At 69.8% G+C, this 20,416-nt stretch carries 20 protein-coding genes and 2 pseudogenes; 13 read left to right on the forward strand and 9 right to left on the reverse strand.

The genetic code is table 11. The features are described from left to right. Positions 1-3: 3 nt before the first annotated feature. Complete coding sequence (locus tag AC1RS9_RS05290; protein WP_074040483.1) at positions 4-516, forward strand: PrsW family glutamic-type intramembrane protease; 513 nt, start codon at positions 4-6, stop codon at positions 514-516. Positions 517-860: 344 nt separating this feature from the next. Here AC1RS9_RS05290 and AC1RS9_RS05295 read toward each other — a convergent pair whose 3' ends face one another. Then, on the reverse strand, positions 861-2,507 hold the full coding sequence (locus AC1RS9_RS05295; RefSeq protein WP_006945103.1) for an SDR family NAD(P)-dependent oxidoreductase: 1,647 nt from the start codon (positions 2,505-2,507) through the stop codon (positions 861-863). A gap of 268 nt (positions 2,508-2,775) precedes the next feature. Here AC1RS9_RS05295 and AC1RS9_RS05300 point away from each other — a divergent pair, with 268 nt between their 5' ends. Both AC1RS9_RS05300 and AC1RS9_RS05305 read left to right on the forward strand, forming a co-directional pair. Further along, a complete protein-coding gene (locus tag AC1RS9_RS05300) occupies positions 2,776-2,979 on the forward strand; it encodes a hypothetical protein (RefSeq protein ID WP_115296821.1) in 204 nt (67 codons plus the stop codon). 1,306 nt (positions 2,980-4,285) lie between these two features. Next, the gene (locus tag AC1RS9_RS05305; protein ID WP_050786507.1) at positions 4,286-5,173 is read left to right on the forward strand and encodes a CPBP family intramembrane glutamic endopeptidase; all 888 of its coding nucleotides are present in this window, start codon (positions 4,286-4,288) and stop codon (positions 5,171-5,173) included. A 259-nt stretch (positions 5,174-5,432) separates the two neighbouring features. Here the strand turns inward: AC1RS9_RS05305 and AC1RS9_RS05310 are convergent, their stop codons facing one another. Next, positions 5,433-6,059 (reverse strand): GNAT family N-acetyltransferase, encoded by a 627-nt coding sequence (locus tag AC1RS9_RS05310; RefSeq protein WP_006945187.1) that lies wholly within the window; start codon positions 6,057-6,059, stop codon positions 5,433-5,435. Positions 6,060-6,296: 237 nt separating this feature from the next. Beyond that, positions 6,297-7,178, reverse strand: coding sequence for a Dyp-type peroxidase (locus AC1RS9_RS05315; protein ID WP_006945140.1), 882 nt, complete (start codon positions 7,176-7,178; stop codon positions 6,297-6,299). Between the two features lie 439 nt (positions 7,179-7,617). Here AC1RS9_RS05315 and thiM point away from each other — a divergent pair, with 439 nt between their 5' ends. From thiM to AC1RS9_RS05350, 7 genes and pseudogenes are all read left to right on the forward strand, one after another. Beyond that, positions 7,618-8,580: a hydroxyethylthiazole kinase gene (thiM, locus tag AC1RS9_RS05320; RefSeq protein ID WP_006945058.1), complete on the forward strand. Its 963-nt coding sequence runs from the start codon at positions 7,618-7,620 to the stop codon at positions 8,578-8,580. Next, a complete protein-coding gene (locus tag AC1RS9_RS05325; RefSeq protein WP_492920787.1) occupies positions 8,580-9,494 on the forward strand; it encodes a thiamine phosphate synthase in 915 nt (304 codons plus the stop codon). The genes thiM and AC1RS9_RS05325 overlap by 1 nt, the downstream gene beginning before the upstream one ends. A gap of 82 nt (positions 9,495-9,576) precedes the next feature. Next, positions 9,577-9,723, forward strand: a complete 147-nt coding sequence (locus AC1RS9_RS05330) for a hypothetical protein (protein ID WP_472607620.1) — start codon at positions 9,577-9,579, stop codon at positions 9,721-9,723. Next, positions 9,720-10,538, forward strand: a complete 819-nt coding sequence (gene thiD / locus AC1RS9_RS05335; RefSeq protein ID WP_354945747.1) for a bifunctional hydroxymethylpyrimidine kinase/phosphomethylpyrimidine kinase — start codon at positions 9,720-9,722, stop codon at positions 10,536-10,538. The genes AC1RS9_RS05330 and thiD overlap by 4 nt, the downstream gene beginning before the upstream one ends. Before the next feature lie 41 nt (positions 10,539-10,579). After that, a pseudogene (locus AC1RS9_RS05340) lies at positions 10,580-10,753 on the forward strand (transposase); the annotation flags it as partial. A gap of 339 nt (positions 10,754-11,092) precedes the next feature. Further along, positions 11,093-11,887, forward strand: coding sequence for an aldo/keto reductase (locus AC1RS9_RS05345; RefSeq protein ID WP_492920717.1), 795 nt, complete (start codon positions 11,093-11,095; stop codon positions 11,885-11,887). A 352-nt stretch (positions 11,888-12,239) separates the two neighbouring features. Next, on the forward strand, positions 12,240-12,383 hold the full coding sequence (locus AC1RS9_RS05350) for a low temperature requirement protein A (RefSeq protein WP_136788643.1): 144 nt from the start codon (positions 12,240-12,242) through the stop codon (positions 12,381-12,383). Between the two features lie 128 nt (positions 12,384-12,511). On the opposite strand, the gene AC1RS9_RS05355 is transcribed toward AC1RS9_RS05350, so the two are convergent. The 3 genes from AC1RS9_RS05355 to AC1RS9_RS05365 all read right to left on the reverse strand — a co-directional run bounded on the left by AC1RS9_RS05355 (position 12,512) and on the right by AC1RS9_RS05365 (position 15,580). Continuing rightward, positions 12,512-14,101: a peptide MFS transporter gene (locus tag AC1RS9_RS05355; RefSeq protein ID WP_474916382.1), complete on the reverse strand. Its 1,590-nt coding sequence runs from the start codon at positions 14,099-14,101 to the stop codon at positions 12,512-12,514. A gap of 141 nt (positions 14,102-14,242) precedes the next feature. Further along, positions 14,243-14,857, reverse strand: coding sequence for an HAD family hydrolase (locus tag AC1RS9_RS05360; protein WP_492920719.1), 615 nt, complete (start codon positions 14,855-14,857; stop codon positions 14,243-14,245). A gap of 120 nt (positions 14,858-14,977) precedes the next feature. After that, positions 14,978-15,580 carry a LysE/ArgO family amino acid transporter gene (locus AC1RS9_RS05365; protein WP_492920721.1) on the reverse strand — a complete coding sequence of 201 codons (603 nt, stop codon included), beginning with the start codon at positions 15,578-15,580 and terminating at the stop codon, positions 14,978-14,980. 84 nt (positions 15,581-15,664) lie between these two features. Here AC1RS9_RS05365 and AC1RS9_RS05370 point away from each other — a divergent pair, with 84 nt between their 5' ends. Beyond that, positions 15,665-16,531: an ArgP/LysG family DNA-binding transcriptional regulator gene (locus tag AC1RS9_RS05370; protein ID WP_074046079.1), complete on the forward strand. Its 867-nt coding sequence runs from the start codon at positions 15,665-15,667 to the stop codon at positions 16,529-16,531. A gap of 146 nt (positions 16,532-16,677) precedes the next feature. Beyond that, the gene (locus AC1RS9_RS05375; RefSeq protein WP_492920723.1) at positions 16,678-17,868 is read left to right on the forward strand and encodes a copper resistance D family protein; all 1,191 of its coding nucleotides are present in this window, start codon (positions 16,678-16,680) and stop codon (positions 17,866-17,868) included. 173 nt (positions 17,869-18,041) lie between these two features. Here the strand turns inward: AC1RS9_RS05375 and AC1RS9_RS05380 are convergent, their stop codons facing one another. Further along, complete coding sequence (locus AC1RS9_RS05380; protein WP_143181244.1) at positions 18,042-18,275, reverse strand: hypothetical protein; 234 nt, start codon at positions 18,273-18,275, stop codon at positions 18,042-18,044. Positions 18,276-18,597: 322 nt separating this feature from the next. Here AC1RS9_RS05380 and AC1RS9_RS05385 point away from each other — a divergent pair. After that, positions 18,598-18,969, forward strand: a pseudogene (locus tag AC1RS9_RS05385) (maltose acetyltransferase domain-containing protein). Between the two features lie 7 nt (positions 18,970-18,976). Here AC1RS9_RS05385 and AC1RS9_RS05390 read toward each other — a convergent pair. Beyond that, positions 18,977-20,029 (reverse strand): NAD(P)H-dependent flavin oxidoreductase, encoded by a 1,053-nt coding sequence (locus tag AC1RS9_RS05390; protein ID WP_074040474.1) that lies wholly within the window; start codon positions 20,027-20,029, stop codon positions 18,977-18,979. Positions 20,030-20,074: 45 nt separating this feature from the next. After that, positions 20,075-20,335 carry a hypothetical protein gene (locus AC1RS9_RS05395; protein ID WP_038569802.1) on the reverse strand — a complete coding sequence of 87 codons (261 nt, stop codon included), beginning with the start codon at positions 20,333-20,335 and terminating at the stop codon, positions 20,075-20,077. Between the last annotated feature and the right edge of the window lie 81 nt (positions 20,336-20,416).

Here is a 20,416-nt window from a genome sequence, read left to right on the forward strand (position 1 = left end):
GGGGTGACGGCACCGTCCTTCTCGCGCTCCTCGGCCTACTTCGAGAAGGACGAGCAGACCCTGACGCTGGCTGTCGTCGACGGTAGCGTCGACTTCGACACGACCGCCGACCGCATCGTGCGAAACCTCGACGAGCAGGGTGTGGCTGTCGCCTTCGACGGGGGCAAACTCAGCACGCGCAACGGCTTCGCCTGGCTCGCGATGCATGCGAACGACCACCTGTTCGCCTTGTCGGCGAAGCCCCTGCCCGAGGGCAAGGGGGCCGACCGGGGCGCCGCCATCGCGGGCCCCACGAGCGAGGAACGGGCGAAGATGCTCGGCGTCGTCATCATCATGCTCGTGGCCTCGCGGACGTTGCGGCGGTCGATGCACGGTCTGCTCGTCGGCGCGTTCGTCGGGTGTCGTTGGCGCGGCGCGTGCTCACGTTCCACGGGCTCTTCGCACTGGGTTGGGGGCTGCACTTCCTGTGGAACTCGCCGGTACCCGAGGGTCGCGACGGCCCGGCGATCCCCTTGAGATCGCCGTCAGCGTCACCGCGTTCTTGCTCGTCGCCCGGCACGCCTGGGCGCAGGAGCGGCACTACCTCGCGAGCGCGCGCGAAGCCCTGGCCGCGGGGGGTTTCGTCGCCTTCGACGACGTCGTCGCCAGCGCTGCAGGCACTCGCAAGGAGCGCAAGCAGGGCCTGCAGACTGCGCGTCAGGTCGGCGGTCGCGCGGAGAGGAAACGGATCAAGCACGTCCCCGAAGGGCTACCTCGACCACCTGCAGGCCTGGGGTGGTCGCGGCACCGGCGTCGACGAGGTCGTTCGAGATCTGGTGTGACGGTGATTGCTCCCCCCGAGCGCCGGGGGTGCGCGCCCGTCACCAGGGATGCTCGGCGAAGTCCTTGAGAAAGACGCCATACTGGTCGATCCCGTTCTCGCCCATGACGATCGGGTCGTAGACGCGGGCGGCGCCGTCGACGAGGTCGAGCGGCGCGTGCCAGCCCTCCTCGGCGATGCGCAGCTTCTCGTGGTGCGGGCGTTCGTCGGTGATCCAGCCGGTGTCGACGGCCGTCATGAGGATCTTGTCGGTCGCGAACATCTCACCCGCCGACGTGCGCGTCATCATGTTGAGCGCCGCCTTCGCCATGTTCGTGTGCGGGTGGCCGGGGCCCTTGTAACGGCGCGAGAACTGCCCCTCCATCGCCGAGACGTTGACGACGTACGCGCGCCGCGCCCCCCGCGCGACGGCCGCACGCATCGCCGGGCGCAGACGGCTGACGAGCAGGAACGGCGCTGTTGAATTGCAGAGTTGCACTTCGAGGAGTTCCAGCGGATCGACTTCCTCGACCTTCTGCTTCCAACTGTTCGTGTCGACGACGTCGGGCAACAGGCCACCCGCGTCGACCGCCGTGCCCGCCCGATGCGCCTCGAGGCTCGCCTGCCCCGCCGACAGAGCGAGCGACGTCATCGCCGCCGCGCTGCGGGACGGGTCGAGAGCGTCGGACGGGTTGAGCGGGCCGGCCGCGGGCGTGACGCCGGGCGCATGGACGTCACGTCCGGCGTCGGGCTGGGGCTCGGCTTCGTCAGTGGCGTGGGTGTGCTGATAGGCCGCGAGGGTGCCGGCGAGGTTCGCGGGGTGAGCGTCACTGATGCGGTCGAACTGGACGATCTGCGGCAGCTTGACGTCGCGCGGCAGCGGAAGCTCTTCTCCCGCAGTGAGATTCGAGTACGCTCCCGGCGAGCGACGCACCGTCTGCGCCGCGTTGTTGATGAGGATGTCGAGCGGGCCGTCGGCCGCGACCTCGTCGGCGAGGGCGATGACCTGCGTCGGGTCACGCAGGTCGATGCCGACGATCTTGAGGCGGTCGATCCACTCCGGTGAGTCGGCGAGCTCCGCGAAACGACGCGCGGCGTCGCGGGGAAAACGCGTCGTGATCGTCAGGTGCGCGCCGTCGCGCAGCAGCATGAGCGCGATGTACATGCCGATCTTGGCGCGACCGCCCGTCAGCAGGGCGCGCTTGCCGCACAGATCGACGCGCTGGTGACGCTTCGCGTGACTCATCGCCGCGCAGTTCGGGCACAGCCAGTGATAGAACGCGTCGACGGTCGTGTACTTGGCGTGGCAGATGTAGCACCCGCGCGGCGTGTTGAGCTCTCCGGCGACCTCACCGATGACGTTGGACGTCAACGGGATTCCCTTCGTCTCGTCGTCGATGCGCAGCGGCGAACCCGTCGCCGTCGACGCCAGCACCTTCGCGTCCTGCTCGCGCAACGGGCCGAGCTCAGCAGCCCTCGCCTCCGCGCGACGCGCCTTGCGCACCCGCTTGTACATCGTGCCCGCGGCGCGCTTCACCGTCTCGATGTCGGGGTGGCCCGCGGGCAACTCGTGCAGCATCCCGATGACGCGCAACGTCGTCGCCATGTCCTCGGCATCGATCGCGGTCTCGGCGAACAGCTGTTCCTGCTCAGGTGTGACGGACGCGTCGTCACGGGCGTCGTCGTCCTCTGCGGGCTGTTCGTTCACGCCGTGATTCTAGAGGTTGCCGGTGAGGCGAGCCGGCGCTGCCCTCATGGGTGGGTGTGCCTCCCCGTGAGACTCTGCCCCGCCATGACCGGAGCCGGCGGTGTTTTCGCGGGGCGGGTGGCGGTGGGGGTCGGCGTGTCTCGAGGCGATGTCCGGAAATTCAGTCAGACGTCCAGATAGGGTGAGAATGATGACCTCGGGGGAGGTCGGCGCGCAGGGCCTCGGGGGCGTTCGGCTGAACGCGAGGTCGGCAGGAGAAAGGTGCACGATGAACCACGAACACCGCAAGATCTCACTCGCGGAACGACTCATCGTGACGCTCGGCGTCGGCATCTCGCTGGCCGTCATGGCCGTCGTCCTGATCCGCATGGCGAGCGCCGGCGCCCACCCCGTTGCGGTGTGCCTCATGGCTGCGGCGCTCGGCGGGGCGCTCGTCGTCGCCATGCGCCTGTGGCGCGGTTCGCAGGGCTGACGTTCGGCGCCGCCCGCCGGGTGTCATCCGCGCGGTGAAATCGGCCTGGCGTGGCCGGCTCGGCCGCCGGGGCGTGTCCCCCTACGCTCGTCTTCTTGGCGCCGCCGGCCTGTACCCATCCGCGATTTTCGTCCACATTCGTGACGGGGGCCGACGACGCGAACGTGGACGAAAATCGCCGATGTGACCGAGAAGCGCACATGGGGACGCGGTTCGCGAAGGTGGACGGAAATTGCGAAGGTGGACGAAATTCGCAGGTGGGGCCGGGTGTCTCAAGGTGCGCCGTCTCTGTTAGCCGTCGGACGAGGTGACGGGGGTGGTGCGGCGTCAGAAAGCAGTCGCTCGCTGCGCACGACCAGATCGTCCGACGGCGGGCTTGCATGACGCGTGGCCGGACGGCGCGCTGTCCGCGTTGTTGACGGGCACCGCCGACAGGGCTCCCGCGAATGGCCCCGTCGCGTTGACGACGCGTGGCCGGACGGCGCGCTTCTCGTGTTCCTGGGCGCTGCCGGCAGGTCGCGTGGCTGTCCCGGGTGGCTCCGTCGCGCTGTCGACGCGCGGCCTGACGTCGCGCTCCTCGTGTTCATGGGCGCGGCATTCGCCGGCGTCGTGACGCAGGCCGTCATCGATCGGCTGTGCCCAGAAGACGGTGTGCAGCGTGTGAACGGCGGCGGACGGGTCACCCGAGCCATACGAGGACACCGCACGACCCGTGCCATCTCGTGTCGTAAGGCCTAGTGCCGGCTCACCGCGTCATGTCATGGTGCTCAGCGCACCCTCATCGACGCGTGACACAGTAGGCATCGTGACCGACGAACGCACCCATCCGGACGACGACGCCTGGCGCTACGTTCCGCCGCGACCGCGCGAGACCCCGGCGTCGGTTCCGGGTTCGCCCGCGCCGGATTCCCGGGCGCACACGTCGGCAGCTTCCGCGAGCGACGCCGCGGCACCGACGGGGCAGCTGCCCAACGCATGGCACGAAGGCGCACCCATGCCGCACGGTTGGTCACAACCGCCCACAGGATCGATGTCGTCGCCTCCTCCGGCGCCGAACGCCCCCGGTGTGGGATCGTTCGCCCCGGGCGGGTGGCCCCCGCCGTCAGCTCCCCGGCCCGCAGCTTCGGGTGCGCCTGCGCCGGCTAGTTGGTCCCAGCCGTCAGCTCCGCAGCCTCAGTATCCGCCTGGGGTGTTGTTGGCGCCGGCGTCGCCCGGCGCTGCGTATCCCGTTGCAGCGCAAGCCGGTCCGCGCAAGCCACCCCCGGCGTGGGCATTCGAGCAACCGAAGCCGTTGCCGTATCACCGCATGGCACGCATCGACTGGCGCGTCGCGCAGTGGTGGCGTCCTTTCGCGACGCTGGGTGTGGCGTTCGGTGTCACGATCGTCATGATGATCGCGCTGGGCGTCGTCGCGCTCGCATGGGAGGGCCTCGGCCTGCCCGCTGCGAGCGAGAGCCTCGAGGACGGTGGCAACCCGGCCGACCTGATGGCGATGCTCGGTCCGCTCGCGGCGCTCGTCCCCATCGTCGTGCTCGCGTCGTGGTGGGGCGCCGGGCGTCGCGGGTCGATCCACTCGGTGTTCGGGCGATTCCGCTGGGGTCTGCTGGGGCGTGCGGCGCGCGTCGTCGTGCCGATCTATGCCCTCGTGATCCTCGTGCCGCCCCTGCTGTTCGGCCGCGACGAACTGACGGTGCCGCCTCTCTCGGCGTCACTCGTCGCGTCGTACGTCATCATCCTCGTGCTGACGCCGTTGCAGTGCGCGGGCGAGGAGTACCTGTTTCGCGGCATGCCGCAGCAGGCGCTCGGGACGTGGCTGAAGTCGCCGCTGTGGGGCATCATCCTGCCCGTGCCGCTGTTCATGCTCGGCCACGGGTATGACTGGGTCGGCCAGATCGACATCGCCTGCTTCGCGTTGTGCATGGGAGCGCTGGTGTGGCGCTCCGGCGGCCTCGAACTGGCGATCCTCGTGCATGCGGCGAACAACACGATGTCGTTCTTGCTCGCGCCACTGACGCCGAACTCGCTCGAGCAGGGCGCCGTCAACCCTGCTGCGCTGCTGTTCTCGCTGCCGCTGATCTTCGGCATCACGGCGTGGCTGTGGTGGTGGGTCGGCAAGCAGTACGGCGTCGACTGGAAGACCCCCGTCCGACGTCTCCCCGGCCCGCAGCACGAACAGGTCGGCCGCTGGTTGTGACCAGCTGCGATACGCGTCCGCATCTGCGATTTTCGTCCACATTCGCCGCGGTTGTTCGTCGCGGGGCGGCAGGTGCGCGACGTCATCGGCGCTTTCGTCTCCGCGTGACGTGCCGGTGAGCTCGCCCGATAGCCATGACGCCCGGCGGGCGCGACGCTGCGATCGTCGTCGGGCACTGGCGAATGCCGAATGTGGACGAAAATCGCAGGTGTGTCACGTCGGGGAGCAGGCCGCGCCTGGCGGGGGCGGGGCTGGCCCTTCAGAGGCCTCGCTGGTGTCGAGGCGTGGTGGAGTTCTCGATCGCCAGGTGCCAATCGCCCTGCGGCTCACGCGGTTCGTCGGCCCGAAGGACGGCGTGCCAGGCGTCCTCGAGGCGGTCCTTGCCCACGAGCAGGCTGGAGATGTAGGTGAACTCGTGGAAGCCGTTGCCCCAGGCTGCTCTCCAGCTGCCGACGTTGCCCGCGTACGCCTCCCAGATGATGGTCTCGAGGCCCAGCGAGTCAAAGCCATACTCGACAGCCGCCGCCACGGCGCGCGTCATCACGCCCCGCCCGCGCGCCCAGGGGCTGAGCGCGAAACCGACGCTCGCCGCGCCGTAGGAGAAACCGCGCCCCCACGTCGTCAGGTCGATCGAACCTGCCATGCGGCCGTCGACCTCGATGGCCCACCAGATCGCGTCGCGGCTCGGCCCCGTCATGCGCGTGACGAACTCGAGCGCCATGTCGCGCGTGTAGTTCGCGGGCGTCGTCGTCCACCGCTGGACGAGCGGGTCGGCGCCACGTCGCGTCACCTCGTCGGCGTCGTCGATCGTGTGGGCGCGCAGCACCACACCGTCACGCTCGAGGCGCGGCACCGGGATCGGTTCGAGGTCGGCGGGGTTCGTCATCGTCCGAGCGTAGGCGTGCTCGACGTACCGTGTCGCGTGGATTTCGGGTGGGGTCTGCCAGGGGTGCCGGGATACGCCACGCGTCGGGTTCGCAGATCAGGGCCTGCTGCAGGTGGCAGCGTGGCGGGTAACTCACGAGTAGGCGCGTAGTTGTCTGCCTACTCGTGAGTTAGTCGCCATCTTGCGCCTGTCTTCGATCAGCCGCCCGCTCTCGGGCGCGACGTCGAGGGCTCGCCGTCAGCCCTTGAACGCGTCGACCGGCGGGATGACGTAGTACGAGCCGGTCTCGGCGTTCGAGTACTTCGTCAGTTCGTCGCGCGGGTGGTCACCGACGCCGGCCATCGATTCGAGCATGTCGTGCAGGCGCTTCTGCTCGCACGCGAAGCCGACGAACATCGTGCCGTGCTCGCCGACGTCACCGAACGGCATGTTGCGGCGCACGATGTGGCCGAAGTCGTCCTGGTCGGTGCGTTCGGCGTGCGATGTCTCGGGCTTGGGGTCCATCTCGATCGAGTCGACCTTGGAGCGGCCGATGACCTTCTCCTGCTCCTCCGTGGAGAGGGCCTCCCACTTCGCCTGCTTGTGCGGCCACTTCTGCAGCAGCAGCACGCTCGAGCCGGCGCCCGGCTTGCCGTCGGCGACGATGGCCTCGTCGTACTGCTCGATCGTCGTCGGGTTCTCGGTGCCGTCGATGAAACCCGTGAGGTCGCGGTTCGTCTGGTAGACCCAGCCCTCCGTCTCGTCGACGACGCGTGTGCCGGGCACGACCTGGCGCGTCAACGAGATGAGGTGACGCGTCGCGTCGAACACCTTGTCGCGCGCGCCGCCGAACACCCAGAAGACGAGGTCGCGCTGCGTGCCCGGGATGACGTAGCCGTCGGTTCCGACGACGTCGGTGTCGAAGTCATGAACGTTCTCGGGGGCGTGATCGGCGGCGATCTGCTGCATCAGCGACGGCCGCACGCCGACGACGAAGTTGACGCCCACGTCGTCCTGCTCGGCCTCGAACAGCGGCAGCAGCTGCGACAGCTTCGTCAGCGAGCCGGGCTCGACCTCGAACTCGACGTACTCGCTCGACGTCGCACCATCGACGAAGATGCCGATCTGGGCCTGGGGCATGTCTGACTCCTCGCGCGCGGGGTGGCTGATCTGCCACCAGGCTACGTGACCCACCCGTTGGGGGCGGCGCAGGTGACCGTTGCCGCCAGGCCCCACGCGAACTTCCTGGGGTGACGACGCGTCGGACTCGTCGGTGCTGACGCGTGCTGCGCGACGGACTGTGATGGGCGCGGTGGGTTTCTCGCTCGGCGTCGTGACGCGCGAGGGGGAGGTATGGGTACGGCGGTGGGGCTGGCCGGGCGAACACGTCCACACGCCATCGACGTTCCGCACCTGCGTCCGTGGGACACGAAGCCCACGCGGGGTACGTCATCTGCGAAGCTGGGGTCGTCCCGCGGGAGCCATCACGGCTGAGGGGCGCAAGCCGACCGCCAGCATCCTCTTCACGAGGGTGCCTACACCTGATCCGGATCATGCCGGCGGAGGAAGGAGACGCACGATGACTGCGCCCACGAACGAGCCCGACCACACCCCAGGCGCGTCGAGCGACGCGACACGCAGCGTTAGCCAGAGAAGCGGCGACAGGAGCCGCCCCGACGCACAGTCCCCCGACGCCGCGCACGAGGCAGGCACGGACGCGTCAGCTCAGGCGCTCGCCATCACCCCCGAAGCGATCGGGCGCGTCATCGACGCCGTGCGTGACGCCGCACCGCTCACGCAGTGCATGACGAACGCCGTCGTCACCGGTTTCACGGCGAACGTGCTGCTCGCTGTCGGAGCGTCGCCGGCCATGGTCGACTCGCTCGAGGAGGGCCCGATCTTCGCCGGTATCGCGGACGGGTTGCTCGTCAACGTCGGCACCGTGACGGCGGCGACAGCCGAGGCGATGCGCGCGACGGCTGCCGCGCGCGCCGAGGCCGGGCGCCCGTGGTGCCTCGACCCGGTCGCGGTCGGCACCCTGCCGGTGCGCACTCAGCTCGCTCGCGACCTGCTCGAACACGCCCCGGCCGTCATCCGCGGCAATGCCTCCGAGGTGCTCGGGTTGGCCGGCGAACAGGGTGCGGGACGCGGGGTCGACGCCGGTGACGACGTCGACGCGGCGCTCGCGGCAGCGTCGCGACTCGCGGAGCGCACGGGCGGGGCTGTCGCCGTCAGCGGTGTCGTCGATGCCGTCGTCGCGCCGGGCGCACCGACGGTGCGCATCGGCAACGGCGACGCCATCATGACGAAGGTGACGGGCGTCGGGTGCGCGCTCGGAGCGCTCGTCGCGGCCTACCTACCGGTCGCCGGGTCGGCGCAGCTCGCTGCCGCCGCCGCGACCGCGACGATGACGCTCGCCGCCGAGGACGCCGCGCACTGGGCGAGCGGCCCGGGTTCGTTCGCGGTCGAACTCCTCGACGCCCTGGCGCGCCTCGAGGGCGATAGCGTCGCAGCGACGCTCGATCTGCGAGTGGCGTCGTGATGTCGGACGGGCGCGGCGTCGAGCTGTACCTCGTCACCGATACGGCGCTGTGTGGCGGGCCCGACGGTGTCGTCGAGACGGCCGAGGCTGCTGCGCGCGGTGGTGTCGACATGATCCAGATCCGCGACCACGACGCTTCGACCCGCGAATTGTGCTCTCTCACAACGCGGGTCATCGACGCCGTTGCGGCCTTGGGTGCGCGTCGCGCCGTCGCGCAGACGCCGACGCCGCGGGCCGCTGGTGGCCGATCGGCTGGCCTACATGACGAAGAGTGCCCCGCCCCGCGCGTCGAGCGAGACTCGCCCACGGGTGCCGGCCAGCAGATGGCCGCGGCGGCGACCCCGATCTCGTCCTCGACGACAGCACGGCGCGTCCGCGTCGTCGTCGACGACCGTCTCGACGTGGCGCTCGCCGTCGGGGCTGACGGCGTGCACCTCGGCCAGAGTGACCTCGATCCTGTCGTGGCGCGGCGCCTCGCCGACCGTGTCGTCGGTGAAGGCTTCCACCTCGGCTGGTCGGTGTCGAACCTCGAACAGGTCGCTGCTGCAACGAGGTTGCCGCGCGGCACCGTCGACCTGCTGGGCATCGGGCCGTTCCGTGAGACGCCGACGAAGCCGGACGCAGCGCAACCGCTCGGGCTTGACGGCGTCGGCGCCATCACGGACGCGGCACGGGCCGGCGGGTTCGCCAACATCGTCATCGGCGGGGTGAAGCTGCCGGACCTGCGCGCGCTCGTGGCCGCCGGCGCGCATGGCGTCGCCGTCGTGTCGGCGATCTGCGGGCAGCCCGATCCGCTCGCCGCCACCCAGGCGCTGCGGAGCGAACTCGACGAGGCTCTCGCCGAAGTCCGCCCGGTCGACGGCGGCCGAGGCGCACTCGAGCTCGAGCGGCCCGACCACGCGGGCCCGGCATGACACCCCGGCGAGGGATGCCCCAGGGCTGCTACGGCCGGTGGGCACGACCACGTTCCGCTGACGCGAGCCGAGAGGCTCTGACATGAGCACCCCCACGGCCCGGGTCTACGTCGACGATCTCCGGGCCGGGGCTGCCCTCACCGTCGGCGAGGATCTGCACCTCGAGGTGGCGCGGGTCGACGACGGCTTCGTGCCGCAACCTGACAAGAGGAGGAATGATCTGACATGAGCATCCCCAACGTCCTGACGATCGCCGGCACCGACCCCAGCGGCGGTGCGGGAATCATGGCTGATCTCAAGGCTTTCGGCGCCCTGCGCACGCATGGGTGCGCTGTTGTGACGGCCGTCGTCGCGCAGAACACGCGGGGCGTCGCGGCGGTGACGCAGATGACGCCGCAGCAGGTACGCACGCAGCTCGAGAACCTGGTGGACGACGTCCGCATCGACGCGCTGAAGATCGGCATGCTGGGTTCGGCGGCCGTCATCGAGACCGTCGCTGACGTGCTCGCCGACCACCCGGCGCTGCGCGGGGTGCCGCGCGTTCTCGACCCTGTCATGGTCGCCTCGAGCGGTGACCGGCTCATCGACGAGGACGCCGTGACCGCTCTGCGCGAGCGTCTCGTGCCGGAGGTCGACGTCATCACGCCGAACCTCGCGGAGGCCGCCGTCCTGCTCGATCTCGACGACACGCCACGCGAGGCGAGCGATGACGTCGCGCGCGCCCTCGTCACCCTCGGGTCTGGTGTGCTGCTCAAGGGCGGCCATGGCGGCGGCGCGAAGAGCGACGACGTCCTCCTCGTCCCCGCCGAGAGCGACGAGCCCGCCCGGTTGAGCGCGCCGCGCATCGACACGCGCAACACGCACGGCACCGGATGCACCCTGTCGGCGGCGATGACGGCACTCCGGCAGCAACGCGATTCGTGGGCGCAGGCGACGCGGGAGGCCAAGGATTACGTGACGGAGGCGCTCGCTGCGAGTGGCGACCTCGACGTCGGGCGGGGCGACGGCCACGGCCCCGTCCACCACTTCCACGCCTGGTGGTGACGTGACGGTCGGCAGCTGTCAGAGCACCGTACCCATCTGCGATTCTTCGCGAGCTGCTCACCGAGGCCTCACCGGACATGATGCGCAGCCTGTTGCAGACCATGCTCAACGCCCTCCTCTTTGCGGACGCTGACGCGGTGGTCGGCGCCGAATACCGCCAGTCCAGCCCCGGACGAGTGGTGCAACGCAACGACTACCGCCACCGCGGCCTCGACCGGGCGAACCTGGTGGACCATGGGGGTGGCCCGAGACGGGAACCTGGCCACCAGCCGCTCACCCGATGACTTCCGGGCCTTCTGTTCCGCCATTCCGGTACTGTTCAGTCAGGCCGACCAGCCCACCGGCGCCGGAAACCGCTCGTGAGCAGCCCGGTACGCCACATGGCGCAGGCGGGGCTAATGACCGGCTCGACACCCGCACCTCGGTACCGCAAGCACTGGCCGGGGACGCGCTGGCCCTTCGAGGATCTCAGCGCACGTCCCACCTCAGCACAACCAGAAGGGAAGTGATCGCGGATGCGGCGAATAACGCTGCCGAGCGGGGAGTTCATCCCTGTGCTGGGCCAGGGCACCTGGGGCTGGGGTGAGGACCCCGGCCGCCGCCGCGACGAGGTCGCCGCGCTGCACGCCGGCCTCGAGCTGGGCATGACGCTGGTCGACACCGCCGAGATGTACGCCGACGGCGGCGCGGAGGAGGTGCTTGGTGAAGCATTGGCGGGTCGCCGCGACGAGGCGTTCGTGGTCAGCAAGGTCATGCCGTCCCACGCCTCCCGTTCCGGCACGATCGCGGCCTGCGAACGCAGCTTGAAACGCCTGGGCACCGATCGGATCGACCTCTACCTGCTGCACTGGCAGGGCGGGTACCCGCTGCAGGACACGGTCGCGGCCTTCCAACAGCTCGTCGAGGACGGGAAAATCCGATATTGGGGCGTCAGCAACTTCGACCACCGGGCCCTCGCCGACCTGCGGGACGTGCCGGGCAGCAGCGGGCTGGCCACGGATCAGGTGCTGTACAACCTGTCGCGGCGAGGACCGGAGTACGACCTGCTGCCGTGGTGCGCCGACCACCAGCTGCCGGTCATGGCGTACTCGCCGATCGAGCAGGGCCGCATCCTTCAGGACGCGACGCTGAACGACGTCGCGGCCCGTCACGGCGTCAGCGCCGCGGCGGCGGCCATCGCCTGGGTGCTGCGCCGCGACTCGCTCTGCACGATCCCCAAGGCGAGCAGCCCGCAGCATGTGCGCGACAACGCCACAGCACTGGACGTGGAGCTGACCCGCGAAGACCTGGATGCTCTGGATCGAGCGTTTCCGCCGCCGAGCGGACCGCGGCCACTAGAAATGCTGTGATCCTGCCCAGGCGCGCAGCCCGGTCAGTCCGGGCAGCGCTCCGATCAGCGCTAAGAGCAGCACTCCCCGGAGTGGTGCGCCGGGGCAGGAGATCAGGCCGAGCCAGCTCGTCGATGTGGGAACGTCCGAGAGGTAGCCGCCACCCGAACGGCCGAACTGCCGAACAGCGCAAGTTTCCCAAGGACCTGCCTGTAACCTCCTCCTGAACCTGTGCCCGCCCTCACGTGGTCCACCACAGCAGCACCGTCGGTTCGGGGGTGGGAATAGCCGGGCTCGTAGGGGGTGATTTCTCGGGTGTGAGGACTCTGAGCCGGGCAGCGAGGCCGACGCGCGGGACAGCGGCAGCGGGTAGGTGGGCAACCTAGAGCTGTTCTTCGACCTGGTGTTCGTGTACGCCCTGGCGCAGCTGACCCGGCTGGTGCGGGACGACGTTTCGTGGCGTCCCCACCTTTCCCCAGCTACCCGACCCAACCGGCGCGCCCACACTCAACTCTGAAGAGCCAGATTCGCAGATGTGGACGTAACTTGCAGGAAAGGCAGGTGGACATCCACCTGCCCCTCCTGCGCGTCTCGCGGCGTCACCTCAATGAGGCGTCAGCTCAGCGCGTCGTCACGACGCATTGTTCACGCCGTCTTGACGGCTTCGACGTCGCGCATGTGGCGCCCGATCCACGGCACGAGGGCCATGAGGACGAGCGAGAAGCCGGCGGTGATGAGGCCGAGCGTCAGGAAGAACGTCGTGTCGCTGAGGCCCTCCATGAGACGGATGGCCTGCGCGGCGGCCGACTGGCCGACGGCGGACGTGAGGTACCACAGCGCCATCGCCTGGGTCGTGAACGCGGCGGGTGCGAGCTTCGTCGTCGCGGAGATGCCGACGGGCGACAGGCACAGTTCGCCGATCGTCTGTACGACGAAGACGCTCGCGAGCGCCCACATCGGCGCCGTCGGGCCGTGCGGCCACAGGTGCGAGTAGAACGCGAGCAGCACGAACGACAGGCCGGCCATGAGCACGCCGAACGCGAACTTCGCGCCGGTGCTCGGGAACTTGCCGGCGCGGCGCAGCCAGATCGCGGCGAAGACGGGCGCGAGGGCCACGACGAACAGCGGGTTGACGCTCTGGAAGAACTCGGCGTTCACCTTGATGCCGAAGATCGAGCCGAGGTCGGTGCGCTCGGCGGCGAACGCGGCCATCTTGCTCGCGGCCTGCTCGAAGATCATCCAGAACAGCGCGGCGCCGATCCACAACGGCACGTACGCCTGCAGATGGCGGCGTTCGACGGCGTTCACCTTGGGGCTCTTGAACATCATCGCGAACATGCCGACCGCGGCGATGACGGACATCACCGTGACGGTGTTGATGACGCCGTTCGCCGTCGTCCCCGACAGGGCGAAGCAGATCGCGGCGACGGCCGCGACGCCGACGACGCCGAGCCCCACGCGTCGCATGACGGTGCCGCGTTCGGCCGCGGTGAGCGGGCTCGTCGGGTTCGTTCCTGCGCCGTGCAGGTGCTTGCGGAACACGAACAGGCCGATCAACCCGAAGGCCATGCCGACAGCCGCGGCGGAGAATCCGGCGTGGAAACCCCACCGGTCCTTGAGGAACGTCACGACGAACGGCGCGCAGAACGAGCCGATGTTCACCGACATGTAGAAGATCGAGAAACCGGCGTCGCGACGGCCGTCCTCGCGGTCGTACAGCTGCCCGACGACCGCCGAGATGGACGCCTTCTGCAGACCCGTTCCGAGCGCGACGGTGGCGATGCCGACCCACGACATCGCCGCGATCGGCATCGCGAGGAAGACGTGGCCGAGCATGATGATGACGGCGCCGTACAGCGTCGCGCGGAAGGCGCCGATGACGCGGTCGGCGAGCCACGCGCCGACGACGCTGAGCAGGTAGACCGACGCACCGTACGTCGCGACGATCGACAGGGCTGTCGGCTGGTCGATGCCGAGCCCACCGTCGCTGACGGCCGTGTAGAGGTAGTACGCGAGGATGGCGCGCATGCCGTAGTAGCTGAAGCGTTCCCACAGTTCGGCGTTGAACAGCGTGCCCAGGCCGGAGGGGTGGCCGAGGAAACCGCGGTCGTCGAGCGACGGGCGGGTGCGGCCACCGGAGAGGGCGACGCGCGGTGCGTCGACGTCGGGCGAGTTCGCAGCGCCGGGCTCAGGCGTCGCGGATGACGCGCCGTGGCTGGCGGGGGAGTCGACCATGGTGGGTCGTCCTTCGGTAGGCGGTCACCAGTGCGCGGGGACGGCAATGGCCGCACCGATCGGTGCGGCCATCAACTGTAGTCAACGGGTGTTTTTGTGAGCGAAACACCCTGACGCGTGGTGTCCTTGTGCCCCGTCGCCTCAGGCGGGGGTGACCCCGTCGAGCGCCGTCGCGAGGGTCGCCTCGCTGCTCGGCATGAGCCCCGCGATGATGGCGCGGGCCTCATCGATGGCGTCGAGGGCCTCGGGCAGGTCGAGCAGCGAGTGGATCTCGGCGCTGGGCATCGTCTCCGAGAGGTTGGCGACGCGGTCGCGGTTGAGCCACACCGTCAGCCAGCCGCGCTCGGCCGCCTTCGCGAAGGGTCCGACGGTGTTGCTGATGAGCACGACGTCGTCGGGGGTGGAGCCGCTCTCGGCGATGACGGCGTCGATGCGCTCGAACGTGGCGAGCCAGTTGAGGTCGGCTTCGGTGTCGTGCAGCTCGGGCGGCAGGTCCGACGGTGCTCCGGGCGCGTCGACGTGGGCGGCGAACGGGGGCAGGACGTGCTCATGGCCGGCGGGCATGGGTGCGTAGTCGATGAGGTTGACGCTGCCGCGCTCTGCCAGGTCGACCATGGCGGGCAGGACGTCGGGGAACAGCTCGGGCGCGCGCGTGGCGTCGTCGACGTGGGAGGGTTCGTCGAGGAGGCCGGTGAGCATGTGGCCCCGCCTGTCCCACAGGGTTTCGTCGCCATCGAACCACACAGAGAAAGTCACGGCACCAGCGTGACAGATGAACGGGTTTCTACCTAGTCCGGTGCTCGCATCTTGCCGCGATCTCTACGCGCCGGGCTACAGTACGGCGCCTTCGGACGCTCGTGCGGCGCGGTGGGGCGGTCAGGACGGCGTCACGAGCAGTGCGGCGAAGACGAACATCATGACGCCGACGACCGTGTCGATGACCTGCCAGGTGCGGGCGTTGCGGACGAGGGGCGTCAGCAGACGCGCGCCGAGCCCGAGCGCGACGAACCACAGCACGCTCGCGCTGATCGACCCGACGTAGAACCACCAACGCCCGTGCGCGCCATGGGAGTTCGCGACGGTACCGAGCATGACGACCGTGTCGAGATAGACATGCGGGTTCAGGAACGTCAGGCCCGCGACGGTGGCGGCGGCCGCACGCCGGCTCATCGGGGGCGCGTCGGCTGGGCTGAGGCTGCTCGCGTGGCGCGCGTTCTTGAACGAGTTGAGCCCGAACCAGACGAGATAGGCCGCACCCAGCCACTTGATCACGCGCAGCGCGTCCGGATGCGCGGAGACGACGGCACCCATGCCGAGCACACCGGCGAGTTCGAGGACGATGTCGCCGAGCGCGCAGATGACGACGACGAGCCCGACGTGGTGACGCAGCAACCCCTGACGCAGGACGAAGGCGTTCTGCGATCCGATGGCGACGATGAGGCCGAGGCCGGTGAGGAAGCCGGTGAGCAGGTGCGTCATGGCAGTGACGTTAGGGGTGTGCGTGGATGAAGGACAGTTCATGAAACTGTGGGTACTTCAGTGCTGCTTCACTAGGGTGGCCCCATGAAACTGCGTGGCGAGTGGCTCGAGGCGCTCCTGGCCTGCGTCGACGAGGGGACGTTCGACGGGGCGTCGGCCGCGCTGCGGGTGTCGCCGTCGGCGATCTCGCAGCGCATCAAGGCGCTCGAACAGGCAGTCGGGCAGGTCGTCCTCGTGCGCACCTCGCCCGTGCGCGCCACCGCCGTCGGGGAGGTCCTGCTGCGCGGAGCGCGGCAGCGAGCTCTCGTCGACGCCGAGTTGCAGCGCGCGCTCGGTTCGGCGGCGCCGGGTCGGACGCTGCCGGGTGCCGTCGTCGACCTGCCGGTCGCCGTCAACGCCGACTCGCTCGCGACATGGTTCGTCGAGGTGCTCACCACGGTGGCCGAGTGGGGTGACGCGCGGCTGCGGGTCTTCGTCGAGGATCAGGATCACTCGGCGCGGCTGCTGCGCGAGGGTGCCGTCCTGGGTGCGGTGACGGCGAGTTCTGCTGCGGTGCAAGGATGTTCGGTCAGTGAGCTGGGCGTCATGCGCTACGTACCGCTCGTGCGTCGCGACCTGTGGGAGCGCTGTTCGGGGCGCCTCGCCGAGCTGCCGACGCTGCGCTTCAACGACCGCGACGACCTGCAGCGTCGCATCCTCGCCGATGTCGGCCTCGAGCCGCGCGTCGAGCACGTCGTCCCGTCCGCCGAGGGTTTCGCCGCGGCGGTGCGGGCCGGCCTCGGATGGGGCATGGTGCCGGAGGGGCTCGCGGACGAGGACGATCACCTCAGGCGCGTGCCGGGCGTCGGCGACCTCGACGTGCCCCTGTTCTGGCAGTGCTGGCGCCTCGAGACTCGCGCGCTCGCGCGGCTGACGGATGAGGTGACGTCCGCGGCGCATCGGTTGCGGTGATCGCCGGCGGGCGCCCCATTCGTGCGTCCTGGTGCGCTTCGGGGATGTCGCGGCAGGAGCGATGACGGACCGCCGGACGGATTTTCGTCATTTCATGTGGGCCAAATCGACACCAGCATTCTAAGTAAGGTTAGGCTCACCTCACTATGAGCATGGTTGTCACGGCTACGGCCCTCCCCGATGTCATCCCGCCGGTGTGGCGGATCCTCACTAAGTTCGCCTATTTCATGGGCCTGGCCTGCGCCATCGGCGGCCTCTGGACGTACCTGAGTGTCGTCCGGCCCGCCGTCCGACGCGACACGACGGTGAACCCCGATGACGCGGCGCTCCTGACGCGTCGTGCGCTGCGTCTCGCAGCCGTCGGCACGATCGTCCTGCTCGTCGTCGCCTGGTTCCAGCTCGCGGCCCGCGTCGCGCGGGCCGGCAAGGGGATGGCGTACGCCGACGCGCTGCGCCCGTCGGCCGTCGCCGATTACCTGACGAAGCCCGCCAAGGCCGGCGAGTGGATCTCGACCGGTGCGCTCGTGACCGTCGCCAACGTCTGCATCGTGCTTGCGGCGCTCGTCCTGCTGCCGATGCTGTTCGGCCGGATGCCGCGCTGGTCGCACGCCGCCGCCGTCGCCGCCGCAGGGCTGACGGTCGCCGCCTCGCTGGTGCCGTCGATCCCGACGAAGGCCGTCGAGTTCGGCGACGTCGTCGCCAAGATGCTCATTCAGGCGCACATCATCGGGGGCTCGCTCTGGGTCGGCGGGCTCATCGCGCTCGCGCTGCTGGCTCGCACGCGACGCCATCTCGACGTCAGCGCCGGTGACGTGTGGGCACGAATCTGGGCGCGGTTCGGCGTGCTCGCGCTCGTTGCCGTCGGCATGGTGCTCGTCTCCGGGGTGTGGCTGACGTACCGCGAGGTCGGGGCGTGGGAGCAGTTCGTGACGACGCCGTTCGGGCGCTTCCTGCTCGCGAAGATCGTCCTCGTCGTCGGTCTCGTCGCCGCCGGGGCGTACAACCAGCTCGTCCTCATGCCGAAGATCGCCCGCGCGCAGCGGGCGGGGCGCCTCAGCAACGTGTTCGCGTACGTCCTCGTGACGTTTCCGCGCGTCGTGCTGACGGAGGTCGTCCTCGGCATCGGCGTGCTCGCGATCGTGCCGTTCCTCAACGGCTCTGCGCGGGCGCAGGCCGCCGGCCACGAGATCGAGGGGCCCGTCATGGACGGCGGTCTCTTCAGCGCCGGTCTGCTGCTCGTCGCCACCCTTGCAGCGTCGTTCTACGCCACGGCGAAGGCGTCGGACGGCCTCGGCCGCCGCGACCTGACGGGGGAGGGGGTGGCCGCCACGAGCTGATCCGTACCGCACACGCCGAACGACCGCACCCAAAGGTTGCCACCTTCTCTGATCGGGTGCGGTCGTTCCATGTCTGCAAGCGACGGGGGCTCGCAGGCGCGATGACGGAGTGTGGCGATCACGGGCGGCCCGGATGCTGTCTCAGCACGGCACGGATCGCCGAGCCGCGCAGTTCACGGCGTCGTCGGCGTCTGCCCGGGTGCGTAGGTCGTGTATCCGGACGGGATCGGATCGCCGCTTTTGACGCACGTCTGCCCGGGCCCGTCTCCCTTGTCCTTGACGGGGTAGGAGCCGCTCGAGCAAACCTTCTCGTCGATCGGATTGCACGCCGAAACGGCTGTGAGCCCCGCGGCGAGAACGACGCTGACGCCGATTGTGCGGAAGAACCCTGCGCGGAAGAACGTCATGATGCCTGTCACCCCTGTCATCGAGGGCCGCCGGCTGCGGCCGTCGTCAGTACAGCACTCAGACGGGCCCGTGGCGTGAGTAGTTCTACCCGGTTCATCGGGTACTCCCCGTCGGCGGGCCGGGTCTTGACCGTCATCGCCTATCGGGATGACGGTGGTGATCTGCACCTGATCAATGCCTGGCCCGCGACCGCGGCCGTCCTGAAGATCTACCGAGAGGAACGCGAGCCCCAACCGAGCCGAGGTCTACTCCGCGCCGCCGTCCGCTAGCGTCGAGGCCGTGACGAACTCGCACCCCGACGAGCGCTCCATGCGCGAACGCATGCTGGCCGGCGACCTGTACCTCGCCGACGATCCGCAGCTCGCCGCCGAATCGGATCGCGCGTAGCTCCTCACGCATCGCATCAACACGATGGACCCGACGGCGCACGACGAGCGACGCGCCCTGCTGCGCGAACTGTTCGGAGCCTTCGGGGACGACAGCGAGATCCGACCGCCGCTGCAGGTCGACTACGGCTACCGCACGACGATCGGGGCGCGCACGTTCGCGAACTTCGGCTTCGTGTGCCTCGACGTCGCCGAGGTGACGATCGGCGCGAACACCGTCGTCGGTGCCGGCTCGATCGTGACGAAGGACCTGCCCGCGAACGTCGTCGCCGTCGGCAACCCCGCGCGCGTCGTCCGCGAGATCTGACGGCGCGTCAGCCCTCGCGGCCCGCGAGCCAGCGTGTGATGCGGCCCGCGTCACCGTCGATCATGCGCCCCGGCATCGCGGACGCCGTGCGACGCCACCCGGCCCCGGCCCACAGGTGCGTCCACTGCGGGTCGCCCGCCTCGGCGGCGGCGCGACGCAGCGGTGCGAGCATCCGGTTGACCTCCGGGTAGGCCGACGGCGCGACGTTCTCGACGCCGTCGAACATCGACATGAACTCGTTGACGAGACCGCGCGCGAACCGCCCCGAGAAGGCGCGCGTCAGACCCGTATCGGTGAAGTCGTCCGAGGCGAGCGCCGCACGATGCGTCGCCGACGAACCTGCCGACGACGAGCGCAGGAACGCCGTACCCGCCTGCACCGCAACGGCGCCCATGCCGAGCGCCGCGACGGTGTCGTCGGGCGTCGCGATGCCGCCGGCCGCGAGCAGCGGCACGTCGACGGCCGCGCGGATCTGTTCGAGCAGATCGGGCAGGGGTGCCTCGTCGGGGTCGGCGTGCAGGTCGAACGTGCTGCGATGACCGCCAGCGTCAGGGCCCTGGACGACGAGGAAATCCATCCCCCGTGCGACGGCGGTGCGCGCATCGTCGAGGCACGTGACGGTGGCCCCCAGCGAGGAACCCGCCGCATGCAACGCGGTGACGTCGGCGTCGGACGGCAGCCCGAACGTGAACGTCACGACGTCGACAGGATGCGCGACGAGCCACGCGACCTTCGCGGCATAGTCGTCGTCGTCCCACGTCGGCTCACCGAGCTCGACGTCGAAACGCTCGGCCACGGGCTGCATCTTCGCGCGCAGCGACGCGAGGGCCGCGGCATCCGTGCTCTGCGGCCCCGCGATGAAGAGGTTGACGCCGGCAGCGACGCCCGCGTCCTGAATGTCACGGACCTCGTCGGCCAACGCGTCGACGTTCTTGTTGCCGCCGGCGAGCATGCCCCACCCGCCGGCGCGCGATGAGTCGATGACGAGCCGACTCGTCGAAGGGCCGCCCGCCATCGGCGCGGCGATCACAGGGAGCTCGAGACTCTCGAAGGAGAACATGCCGGCAGTCTTGCATCCGGCACCGACAACCTCGTCGGGGTGAGCTCAGGCCGCCGGTGCGTTGCCGGCGCGACGCTGCTTGACGGGGGCGTCCCCGCCGGTCTCGACGATCTGGCGCACCCACTCGGGCGCCTCGGTGCCGCGCGCCTCGTGCGCGGCGATGACGCGGGCGGCGCGCTCGCGGCGCAGGCGTCGCTTCGGGTCGGTCGCAGGCATGTGCTGGGCCGGGCCGAAGCACGAGACGCCGATGTACTCGAGGCGCCAGGCGAATCGGTAGCCGAGGCCGAGGCCGGTGTTGTCTCGCATCGCATCTCCCGAAGTGTGGGCGCAGCGCGCCCCGTCGTTTCGCGCGGTCGCGCGAAACTTGCCACCCTCAAGCCTAGGGGG

It is taken from the genome of Dermacoccus sp. MPR-E5, from assembly GCF_058809565.1.